The organism is Rhodovibrio sodomensis, assembly GCF_016583645.1.
In the GTDB taxonomy this organism is placed as follows: domain Bacteria; phylum Pseudomonadota; class Alphaproteobacteria; order Kiloniellales; family Rhodovibrionaceae; genus Rhodovibrio; species Rhodovibrio sodomensis.
The window spans coordinates 43,051-53,898 of the sequence record NZ_NRRL01000024.1; the positions used below are offsets into that span (position 1 = coordinate 43,051).

Here is a 10,848-nt window from a genome sequence, read left to right on the forward strand (position 1 = left end):
CGCCGCCTCGACCCGGGCGGGGCCGGGGTGATACTGGGCCCCGGCTGGCGGGCGAGGTGCCGCACGCGCCGCGCCGCACCCGACCCGATCAACCGAGCGCGCGTAAGGAGAGGGCATGCAACCGGGCGAGGTTGTCGCCGTGCAGGCGGGGCTGCTGCGCAACTCCGTCGACTTCCGGCTGCAGGACGAAATGCTGGTGACCCTTTGGTTCACCAAGAACTGGACCCTGGCGGACGCCGGCTTCATGGCGTTCACGGCCGACCAGAACCTGGCGCGCGGGGAGTATCTGTACCGCGCCGGCGCGGACGGGCTGGCGCGGCTGAAGGCGGTCGCCGGCGCCGACGCCGCCGGCGGCAAGAAGCGCGATCTGCTGCACGCGATCGGCCTGCACCTTGGGCAGGAGGCGGACAAGGACGGCCTGCAGGCACGTCTGGTCGCGATCGCGGGCGATTCCCGCTGAGCGCACCGTGCGCGTCACCCGGAAGCGGGTTTGTTGACGCGCAGGCGGTCGGCTTGAAACAACGCTGCCGGGACGCATAGGGCGGAACCAGCCCACCAGGGGCTTCACCCACCGATACCACAGAGGGGGACCAGACGATGGCGACCAAGACCGGCCCGGGGGCGGCGAGCAACACCGGGCGCGCCGCGGCGCAGAGCTACAAGGAGTTGATGAAGGAGCAGTTCAAGGTCGACGCGACCTGGCTCTCCGGTTTCGCGATCGTGATCGTGGTTGCGACGCTGGTGATGGCCGCGGCGGGCGTGCCGGCCGGCTGGCTCGCGGCGATCGCGGTGTTCCTGTCGGCGCTGGTGGTGATGGGGGCGGTCAACCACAAGCTGAGCCAGCTGATCGTCGCGGTGCAGCAGCAGCGATAACCCGCCCGACGGTGCAGCCATCGCAGCCGCACACGCACGCGGGCGACCGGAGGGACCCGCCGGCGCGCGGGGCATTTGACGCGCGCCGGCGGCCGCGGGACCATAGGCGCCATCGGAACATGCGGCAGACCATGGCGGCGCCGCCGGGGAGGATGGGCCTGTGAAATACGTCGTGCGCTTCGAGTTGGACGACGGGCGGATGGACGCCCGGGTGTTCGACGAGCCGGATCACGCCTACAGCTACTACTACCGCCTGGAAGGCGCCTGCTTCGCCGAGCGCACGGCGCGCTACAAGGGCGAGCGGGTGCGCATCGAACGGGTCAAACTGTTCAAGGTCGTGAGCGACGACGTCCGCGAGGCGCACACCCAGGGCCTGAGCGGCCAGGGCGAGGTGATCGACGATACCGACACCGAGTTGGACCTGGACCAGGAACTGGAGCTGTAACGGGCGCTCGGGGCGCTGCCACACCCATCAGCGATGCTTCGGACCGCGTTGCTGCGCACAGCTCCCCGGCGTGAAACCAGAGTATCTGGCTGCAAAACCGACGACGTCATGCTGAGCAGCCGCCCGCACGGGCGGCGTGTCGAAGCGCGTCCGACGGGTACGCAGGTGCGCACGGACGCCCGCCCCATGCGCCCGATTGCGCGCCCGCCCGCGGATGCCCATTTATCCGGGCGATGAACGCGCCTCTTGTGACAATCCCGCGGCGGCCCGGATGAACGATCTTTTATGGATCCTGCTGGGGATCGCGCACGTTGCCGCCGCCGCCAAAGTGACCGGGCACGCGCTTCTGACAAAAGAGGACAGCCGCGGCGCGGTCGCCTGGATCGGCATCGCCTGGCTGTCGCCGCTGATCGGCTCGGCGCTCTACGGCGCGTTCGGCATCAACCGGATCGCGCGCAAGGCGGGCCAGCTGTCCTACCTGTACCGCCCGGGGCGGCCGGCGCCGGAGCCGGGCGCGGGCCCGGAGCCGGAGGTTCCGGTCAACGTCGGCTGGATCGCCGAGGTCGGCCGGCGGGTGACCGGCCGGCGGCTGACCGCCGGCAACGCGGTGCAGCCTCTCGCCACCGGAGACGCGGCGGCGCACGCCATGCTGGAGGCGATCGGCCAGGCGCGCGAGAGCGTGGCGCTCGCCTCCTACATCTTCCAGGACGACCGCACGGGCCGGGCATTCGCCAACGCGCTCGCCGCTGCGCAGGACCGCGGCGTATCGGTGCGGGTGCTGATCGACGGGGTTGGCGGCGGCTACCTCAGCTACCCGATGGTCAAGCGCCTGCGCCGGATGGGCGTGCCGGTGGCCAGCTTCCTGCACTTCTGGCTGCCCTGGCGGATGTCCTTCCTGAACCTGCGCAACCACAAGAAGCTGCTGATCGTCGACGGCCGGCGCGCGTTCACCGGCGGCATGAACATCGCCGACGACACGATGGCCGAACCGCCGCAGATCCGCGACACCCACGCCGCCCTGACCGGGCCGGCGGTGCGCCACCTGATGGAATCGTTCGCCGACGACTGGAGTTTCACCACCGGCGAAATCCTGTCCGACGACCGCTGGTGGCCGGAGCTGCCGCTGGCCGGCCGCGTGGCCGCGCGCGGCATCACCAGCGGCCCGGACGAGGACATGGGCAGCCTGGAGACGCTGCTCGGCACCGCGCTGGTCGAGGCGCGCCGGCGGATCCGGATCGTGACGCCGTACTTCCTGCCCGACCGGCATCTGCAAATGGCGCTGTCGGTCGCCGTGCTCCGCCGGGTCGAGGTCGAGATCGTGATCCCCGAGCACACCAACAAGCGGTTGGTCGACTGGGCGGTGCGGGCCAATCTGGGCATGCTGGCCGGCGCCTCCTACACGGTGTTCCTGGCGCCCGAGCCGTTCGACCACAGCAAGCTGATGACGGTCGACGGCGCGCTCTGCCTGATCGGCAGCTCGAACTGGGACGTGCGCAGCCACCGGCTGAATTTCGAGCTCGACCTGGAGACCTACGACACCGAGCTGACGGCCGAGGTCGACCGCCTGATCGACGACAAGATCGCGGCCGCCCGCCGGCTGGACACGAGCCGCCTGGCCGACCGGCCGAAGTGGCAGCAACTGCGCGACGCGGGCGCCCGGCTGTTCCTGCCCTACCTGTAGGCCGCGCCTCGCGCGACCGACACCTGGGCGAGCGGATTGCCGCCGCGGCGCGGCAAACCATTTAGCAGTCGGAAACCGGTCCGCTATAGTGTGGTCGGCAGCCGGGCCGCACATCCACTCCCGGCAGCTTGGGGGCCCGATGCAGCATCAGCACCACCGCACCATCTTCCTGTCCGACTTCCACCTCGGCTCGCGTCTGGCGAAGGCGGAAGAGTTGCTGAGCTTCATCGCCAGCCACGACGCGGACACCTGGTACCTGGTGGGCGACATCTTCGACCTGAAGCGGCTGCGCCGGCGCTACTACTGGCCGCGCAGCCACGCCCGGGTAATCCGCGCGCTGCGGCAAAAGGCGCGCGCCGGCGCCCGGCTGGTCTATCTGCCGGGCAACCACGACCCCGAACTGCATGCCCGGATCGGGGTGCGCCGCCATCTGCCCGGGATCGAGGTGGTGCCGCACACCGTTCACGAGACCGCGCAGGGCCGCCGCCTGCTGGTGATCCACGGTGACCTGCAGGAGCCGCATCTGCCGCGCGCCAGCGCCAAATACGTCGCCGGCTGCACCGCCTACCTCCTGGGGGTCGGGGCGAGCGAGCTGGTCGGCCGCGGCCGGGCGGCGGTCGGGCTTGGCTACTGGTCGCTGTCAGCCGCGCTCAAGGACCGGGTGCTGCCGCGCGTCGGCCTGATCGCCAGGTACCGCGACAACCTGCTGCGCGCGGCCCAGGCCCACGGCTGCGACGGTGTGGTCTGCGGCCACATCCACCATGCCGGCGCGGAAGTCTCCGATGGCCTGCTGTACGTCAACTGCGGCGACTGGGTGGACAGCTGCAGCGCCGTCGTCGAGAGCACCCGGGGCGAGCTGTCGCTGGTCCGCTGGGCCGGCGTCCCCGACACCGCCCCGGCCGCCCGCCGCGCCTTCCGCCCGGAACCGCTGCCGGCGTGGTGAGCCTGGGCGACAACAAAATCGATGACAGCCGAACCAGCCCGTGTGCGAAATTCTCCAGTGACGGAGAAGAGCACGCGCAGCACGATCGGTTCGGCCCGACCCGCGAGCGCGCTACTGCTGGAACACCAGCGTCTTGTGCCGGTTCAGCATCACCCGGCGTTCCAGGTGGAGGCGGACCGCTCGGCCGAGCACGCGGCTTTCGATGTCGCGGCCGGTGGCGACGAAGTCGTCCACGCTCATGGCATGCGAGACGCGTTCGGTCTCCTGGTCGATGATCGGGCCCTCGTCCAGGTCGGGGGTGACGTAGTGAGCGGTCGCGCCGATCAGCTTCACGCCGCGCTCGTGCGCCTGATGGTAAGGCTTCGCGCCCTTGAAGGCGGGCAGGAAGGAATGGTGGATGTTGATGATCTTGCCGTACAGCCGCTTGGACAGCTTGTCCGAGAGCACTTGCATGTAGCGCGCCAGCACGACCAGGTCGGCCCCGGTGTCCTTCACCAGGGCGAGTAGCTTGTCCTCCTGCTCGGCCTTGGTCTCCCTGGTGACCGGCCAGTGGTAATAGGGAATGCCCTCCTGCTCGGCGATCGTGCGGGCGTCGTCGTGGTTGGACACGATCGCCGCGACCTCCGCGTCCAGCCAGCCGACCTGGATCTGGTAGAGCAGATAGCGCATCGCGTGGTCGAACTTGGACACCATGATGATGATGCGCGGCTTGCGTGCCGTCGCCATCACGCTGGCGCGCATGTCGAAGCGCTCGAACGCCGGCTTCAGCGCGCGCTCGACATCCTCGCGATTGGTGCCCTGCTGGGTCTGCATCGCGATGCGCATGAAGAAGCGGTTGGTCGCGTGGTCCCAGAACTGGTTGCTCTCGGCGATGTTGGCGCCGAGCGCGGCGAGCTCGGTGGTGACCGCCGCGACGATGCCGGGGCGGTCTTCGCAGGACAGGGTCAGGATGTAATCGGACGGCATCGGGTGGTGTCCCATCTCGCGCGGGTCGGAGCTGCGGCGCCATCGCCGGGCAGGCGGCGGCGCGGACGCCGCCTGCGGGTGCGTGGGTCGAAAGGTGCAGGGCGGCGATGCCGCGTGACGTTGTCAGCGCGACGTGTTCTGGCGCACAGGCGCCTTGGCGCGGTGTCGGCGGTATCCCTGCCCGGTCAGGCGGGGGGTTCCGGCATCGCCTAGGTCGCGCGCCGCCCGTGGTCGACACTTCGACGGGGCCGCTCAGGCGAGCTGCACGGAACGACGATACCGCTGTATCGGCCGATCACCCTCATCCGGAGCCGCCGACCGCTGGTCGGCGTGTCGAAGGGTCCAGGACGGGCGCTTGCGAGCCTGTGCGGAAAGCCTCTCCCAGGCGCCGGAGAGGGACGAGGCAGTCGGCGGCGCCCCGGATGACGCCGGCGTCTACCCGCGCCGTGTCAGGTCCGGCCCCGGCCCGAGCACGTCGTCCAGCTCGTACGCCGTGACCAGCGGGTCGTCGAGGTCGACCTGCACCTTCAGCCGCGCGAGCAGGCTGGGTCGGGCGGCGATCTCGGTGCGGATCGCGGGCGTTTCGCCGACTTGGGAGGTGCCGGTGATGGTGCCGTCGAACACGTTGCCGGTCGGTGCGATCGAGGCGAGGCGCGTCCCCACCTCCGCCGCGCCGCGGGCGTGCAGCCGGGCGAGCCGCGCCGAGGTGCCGGTGCCGGTCGGGCAGCGCCAGATCACCTTGGGATGGCCGTAGGCCGCGCAGCGTCCCTCGATCACCCCGTCCGCGCGCGTGTGCGACGGGCCCATGAAGTGCAGGAAGGGCGGCGGGCCGAGATCGCCCAGCGTCGGGTGCACGTCGGTGAAGCCGTCGCGCACGGCTTCCATGATCCGGAACGCGGTGTCGTTCAGCGCCGGCTCGTTCGCCCAGGTCAGCGCCAGGCCGAGCTTGTCCGCGTCCACCAGGACGTAGAAGCCGCCGGTGTACATCAGGTCGTAGCCGACCTCGCCCAGACCGGGGACGTGGACGCTGCGGTCGAGCGCGACCGCGAACGCGTCGTCGCCGCCCGTGCGCATCCGGCGCACCCGCCCGTCGACCAGCTCCGCGGTCAGCTCGACCGGCCCGCCGGGGGCCTCCAGCCGGACCGGCCGGCGGGTGACGCCGTCGGGATCGGGACGCTCGCCCTCGGGCGCCGGGACCAGGCCGGCCTCCACCAGCGCCGCGCCGGTGGCGAGCGAGTTGGAGCCGGAATAGACCGGGTAGCCCATCACCTCCATGATCACGAAGCCGAGCGAACAGTCCGCGCGCTTGGCCGGGACCACCAGGTCGACGCACATGTGCTCGGCGCCGTAGGGTTCGGAGATCAGCAGCCGCCGCAGACCGTCGGCCTTGTCCTCCAGGTGGCGCATCTGGTCGTGCACGCTCGCCCCCGGGACCGGCAGCACGCCGCCCAGGACCACGCGGTGCACGTCGCCGCCGACGGAGACGTCGACGACCTCGATCTCGCGCAGGCGGCTGTCACCCGCCATGCTTGGCGCCCACCTGCTCCCACTTGGAATCCGGCACCACGGCCATCTTGCCGACGTAGGTCTTGGACACGAAGTCGGCCTGCGCCCGGTGCAGGTCGGACAGCTTCCAGGTCTTGTGCAGGATCGACTTGATTTTGCCCTCCTCGATGTAGCGCACGACGCGGCGGAAGTCCTGCCGGCGGCCCTGCGAGGAGCCGTGCAGCTGCAAGTGCTTGAGGTAGAGGGTGCGGGTGTCGAGCGGCACCACGGCGCCGCCGATCGTCCCCGCGGTGGTGTAGCGGCCCTCCGGGCGCAGCAGCCGCAGCAGGCCGTTGAACAGGTCGCCGCCGACCAGGTCGGCCACGACGTCGATCTCCCGGCCGCCCATCGCGCTCTCCACCCGGTCGATGAAGGCCTGCTCGTCGACCCCGTTCGGGCCCTGGAAATCCTGGCGCGGGATCGTCGCCTCGGCGCCCAGTTCCTTGAGCACGTCTTCCTTGCCCCTGGAGGTCACGGCATAGGGGATCGCCCCGCGCGCCCGCGCGAGCTGGATGATCCCGGAGCCGACCCCGCCGGCCGCCCCGGTGATCAGCACCGTCTCGCCTTTGGCGAGGTCGGCGCGCGCGATCATATGCTCGCCGGTCTGGTAGGCGCAGGAGAAGGTGGCGAGCTCGGCGTCGTCCATGTCCGACTCGACCTTGATCGCGTTGCCGGTCGCGACCGTCATGTATTCGGCGAACCCGCCGTCGCGGCCGTGGCCGTAGTAGTCGATGTCGCGCAGGCTGTCGTCGCCTTCCGGGCGGTTGTAGATGCAGAAGTCGACCATGATCCGCTCGCCCACGCGGGTCTCGGGGACGCCTTCGCCGACGGCGACGATCTGGCCCACCGTATCCGCGCCCTGGATCCGCGGGAACTGCAGCGTGGACTCCTCGCTCGCGCGGGTGCGCCAGGTCGAGACGGCGTTGGGATCGTCTTCCGCGCCGTAGGAACCCTCGCGCACCTTGATGTCCGTGTTGTTCATGCCGCAGGCGCTGATTTCGACCAGCACCTCGCCCGGCCCGGGCCGCGGCACCGGCACGTCGTGCCGCAGCTCCAGCTTGTCCGGTCCGCCGTGGCCGGTCAGCAGCATGGCGGTCATCGTCTCGGGAATGGACATCGCGGCCGGTCTCCCCTGATAGGCGGTGCGATCGACGCCGGGCGGCGGCCGCCCCGGCCGATCTGCCGGGGGGGCATCCGGGCGTGTCTGTCCGCGTATAGGGGCTGGCGGCGGTGCGTTCAAGCAACGCAGGCGGCAGCGGTTCAGGCGCCGGGCGTGTGCGCCTTGATCTCGGCCTCGGTGACGTCTTCCGGCGGCTTGGGCAGCTTGGTCTGCCAACGCGCGCCCGTCATCGGCAGCGGGGCGACCACCGTTTAGACCGGCGGACGGCCGGGCGCGTGGCAGCGCAGCTGGGTGACCCTCACGACCGTGGTGTCGTCCAGACGCCAATGCCGCTGCGCCCAGCCCTTGATCCGGGCGATCGCGGCGGCCGACAGCGGCGGCGGCACGGCGCACCTGCCGTCCGCGGTGCCGGCGAGCAGGCGGGTGCCGTCGGGCGTCCAGCCGAGCGCACGCCAGCCGGCGCACGCCGATCGGCATCACCGCGTGCCGGCTGGCGAGCGTCGTGAAGGCCACCGCGCCCGCGGGCGGCCAGGGCCGCCAGGTAGCCGCGGGCCTTGGCCGCGATCGTGAGCGCGCTCAGGTCGTTCGGGTCAGCCAGGAACTGCGGCATGAGGGTGACGGAAAACGCGCCCGGGGTTGAGTGCCCGTCTTCGGCCGGCCCGCGCCAGGCGACCGTGGAGGTGCCCGGCGGTAGATCGTCGGGCCGGGCGGTGACGTCGGTCACCGGTGGGCCGCGACTGTATGCAACTTCAGTGCAGGCTGGTGGTCGGCGGCTGCTGCAGGTCGCGCAGCACCGGCTGCAGATCGTTGAAACGGGTGTCGTAGCCCGGTTCCCAGGGCAGGCGGCCCTCGGAATCCGGCCAGACCAGCTGCAGTACGCGGTAGCGGGTGTCGCCTTGCCGGCTCGCGGCCTCGTAATACCAGTTCGCCAGCCGCATCAGGTCGCGGGCCCGGTCCTCCACCGCCTCGACGAAGCTGAGGCCGAGGCCGTTGCTCAACAGGTCGGTGTAGCGCGTGTCGGTCTCCAGCGCCCCGTGCTGACGGATCCGCTCGCCGACCGTGTTCAGCAGCATGCCGGCGCTTTCGTGGCTGAGCCCGATCACGATCACCTCGGGATGCCCCAGCGTATCGCCGAAGCCCACCGTGTAAGCGTATTGCGGAAAGCCGTTGCGGGTGTCCTCGTTGACCCCGGCGATGTGCCAGCCGTGCTGCTCGACATTGCCGAGGATGGCGCTGCGGACTTGTTCCAGATCCATGGTGGCTCGCTTCGTGTCCGATGCGGGCGTGTGACGGTTCAGCCAGCGTTAGGCTGCTGGTAGGATCGGGCGGTTCGAGTGGAACCGAGCGCTTCAGCCTTGTCCGTCGGCCTTAGCGGGCGCCCAGTTCCAAGGCATCAGATCCGGCAGGTCGCTGGTCTTGGCCCGCCCGGAGACGATCTGTTCAAGCACATCGGCGAGATACGCTTGCGGGTCGACGCCGTTGAGCTTGCAGGTCTGGGTGAGCGACAGGACGATCGCCCATGTATGCCCGCCGCCGGTGTTGCCGGCGAACAGGAAATTCTTTTTCTGGACGGCCGCTGGCTTCATTTGCCGTTCCAGACTGTTGGTATCCAGCTCGACCCGGCCGTCGTCGAGGAACACCCTCAGCGCCTGCCAGTGCGTCAGGATCGGCTTGAGCGCCTTCGCCATGTCGCTCTTCGGCGACAGCTCGCGCAGCCGCGCTTCCAGCCAGGCGTGGAAGTCATCGAGCAGCGGCTTGCTCTTCTGCTGCCGGACCCTCCGCCGGGTCTCCGGATCGCACCTGCGGATCTCCGCCTCGATGGCATACAGCCGGGCGATCCACTGCAGCGCTTCGGTCGCCGTCGGCGCGTTGCCGTTGGCGTGCAGCTTGTAGATCGGCCGCCTGATATGCGCCCAGCAGTGCGCGAGCACGATCTCCCCGTTCGCCCGTCGCGCCGCGACGGCGTTGTAGGCGCGATACCCGTCGACCTGGAGCGTGCCGGTGAAGTCCTTCAGGTGCTTGGCGGGGTGGTCCTGGCCGCGGCCGGTGGCGTAGCGGTAGACCACCGCCGGCGGGTCCAGGCCGTTCCACGGCGTGTCGTCCCGGCCGTAGGCCCAGAGGTAAGCCTGCCGTGTGGTCGGCTTGCCCTTCTCCAGGGTGGGCGCCGGCGTCTCGTCGGCGAACAGCTTCGTCGACGCCATCACTTGGCGCATCAGTTCCGCGTGAACCGGCCGCAGATGATGCGCGGCAACCCCCACCCAGCGGGCGAGCGTGCTGCGGTCGAGGTCGATCCCCTGGCGGGCCAGCATCTCGGCCTGCCTATAGAGCGGCAGGGCGTCGGCGTACTTCGCCGTCAGCACCTGGGCGACGGTGCCGCAGGTTGGTAGGCCGCCGTCGACCGGGCTGGCCGGCGCTTCGGCCTGCACCGGGGCTCCTTCGCAGCTCCGGCAACCGTACGTCGGTCGCCGGATCACCTTGACGTAGACCTTGGCGGGTTCGGCATCCAGCTGCTCGGTCTTGGTCTCGTCGATGACGTGCAACTCGCCGCCGCAGCACGGGCAGCTGTCGTGCTCCGGCTCGATTACGACCTCGTAGCGCGGCAGGTCTTTCGGCAGCGCGCCCTGGTTCCGCCGCGGTGCCCGCCGGGCGCTGCCCGTGCCCGCCTTAGCGTTGCGTGCGGCCTCCTCGGCCCGGGCGATGTTCTCCTCGATGTCGTCGATCCCGAGCGCGTACTGATCGGGATCGAGCTGCTCGCTCTTGCGGCCCTGCTGGCGGCGGACGAAGTCCTTCAGCGCCTTCTTCAGGCGCTCGACCTCGTCCTCGGCATGCTGGGCGCGAGCGCGCTCGTGGGCGGCCGCCTGCTCGGCCTCGCGCTGACGACGGGCAAAATCCGCCTTCTCCTGCGCCAACTGGCGCAGGAGGGCGTGGCTCTCCGACAAGCTCTGGGGCAGCGTCTCGGGCAGGTCGTCCGCCATCGGCCCCAATTTATCGTGCCCCGACTCCGGCACGAAAGGGTAGATGTGGGACTAAGCCGCGCGCTGCGGCCGGTAGCGGCGCCCCGCCCGGACGCGCTGCCAGTCAACCCCGTCGAGCAGCACAGCCAGTTGGGCCGGGGTCAGCCGAACAGTCGTCTGATCGCGTGAGGGCCAAACAAAGCCGCTGGTTTCCAGGCGCTTCTGGTACATCCATAGACCCGTACCGTCGTGGCCGACGATCTTGATCCGGTCTTTGCGTTTGGCGCGAAAGACGAACAGGTCGCCCCCGAACGGATGCGC

At 70.3% G+C, this 10,848-nt stretch carries 12 protein-coding genes; 5 read left to right on the forward strand and 7 right to left on the reverse strand.

Annotated features, from left to right (window positions below; translation table 11 throughout):
• Positions 1–115 precede the first annotated feature (115 nt).
• The 5 genes from CKO28_RS10905 (at position 116) to CKO28_RS10925 (ending at position 3,942) form a co-directional block, all read left to right on the forward strand.
• Positions 116–460 (forward strand): hypothetical protein, encoded by a 345-nt coding sequence (locus CKO28_RS10905; protein WP_200340805.1) that lies wholly within the window; start codon positions 116–118, stop codon positions 458–460.
• A gap of 137 nt (positions 461–597) precedes the next feature.
• Complete coding sequence (locus tag CKO28_RS10910) at positions 598–873, forward strand: hypothetical protein (RefSeq protein ID WP_200340806.1); 276 nt, start codon at positions 598–600, stop codon at positions 871–873.
• A gap of 160 nt (positions 874–1,033) precedes the next feature.
• On the forward strand, positions 1,034–1,318 hold the full coding sequence (locus CKO28_RS10915; RefSeq protein WP_200340807.1) for a hypothetical protein: 285 nt from the start codon (positions 1,034–1,036) through the stop codon (positions 1,316–1,318).
• Positions 1,319–1,589: 271 nt separating this feature from the next.
• A complete protein-coding gene (locus CKO28_RS10920; RefSeq protein ID WP_200340808.1) occupies positions 1,590–2,999 on the forward strand; it encodes a phospholipase D-like domain-containing protein in 1,410 nt (469 codons plus the stop codon).
• Between the two features lie 139 nt (positions 3,000–3,138).
• Positions 3,139–3,942, forward strand: coding sequence for a UDP-2,3-diacylglucosamine diphosphatase (locus CKO28_RS10925; protein ID WP_200340809.1), 804 nt, complete (start codon positions 3,139–3,141; stop codon positions 3,940–3,942).
• A gap of 111 nt (positions 3,943–4,053) precedes the next feature.
• Here the strand turns inward: CKO28_RS10925 and purU are convergent, their stop codons facing one another.
• From purU to tnpB, 7 genes are all read right to left on the reverse strand, one after another.
• Complete coding sequence (gene purU / locus CKO28_RS10930) at positions 4,054–4,908, reverse strand: formyltetrahydrofolate deformylase (RefSeq protein ID WP_242480489.1); 855 nt, start codon at positions 4,906–4,908, stop codon at positions 4,054–4,056.
• A gap of 435 nt (positions 4,909–5,343) precedes the next feature.
• Complete coding sequence (locus CKO28_RS10935) at positions 5,344–6,435, reverse strand: proline racemase family protein (protein ID WP_200340811.1); 1,092 nt, start codon at positions 6,433–6,435, stop codon at positions 5,344–5,346.
• Positions 6,425–7,570, reverse strand: a complete 1,146-nt coding sequence (locus CKO28_RS10940) for an alcohol dehydrogenase family protein (protein ID WP_200340812.1) — start codon at positions 7,568–7,570, stop codon at positions 6,425–6,427. The genes CKO28_RS10935 and CKO28_RS10940 overlap by 11 nt, the downstream gene beginning before the upstream one ends.
• 254 nt (positions 7,571–7,824) lie before the next feature.
• Entirely contained in the window at positions 7,825–7,959 is a 135-nt protein-coding gene (locus tag CKO28_RS28855) for a hypothetical protein (protein ID WP_274610948.1), read from the reverse strand.
• Positions 7,960–8,322: 363 nt separating this feature from the next.
• Complete coding sequence (locus tag CKO28_RS10945; RefSeq protein ID WP_200340813.1) at positions 8,323–8,829, reverse strand: DUF4262 domain-containing protein; 507 nt, start codon at positions 8,827–8,829, stop codon at positions 8,323–8,325.
• A gap of 93 nt (positions 8,830–8,922) precedes the next feature.
• Positions 8,923–10,548, reverse strand: a complete 1,626-nt coding sequence (gene tnpC / locus CKO28_RS10950) for an IS66 family transposase (RefSeq protein WP_242480490.1) — start codon at positions 10,546–10,548, stop codon at positions 8,923–8,925.
• Positions 10,549–10,599: 51 nt separating this feature from the next.
• A partial coding sequence (gene tnpB, locus CKO28_RS10955) for an IS66 family insertion sequence element accessory protein TnpB (RefSeq protein WP_200340814.1) occupies positions 10,600–10,848 on the reverse strand: 249 nt, incomplete at its 5' end.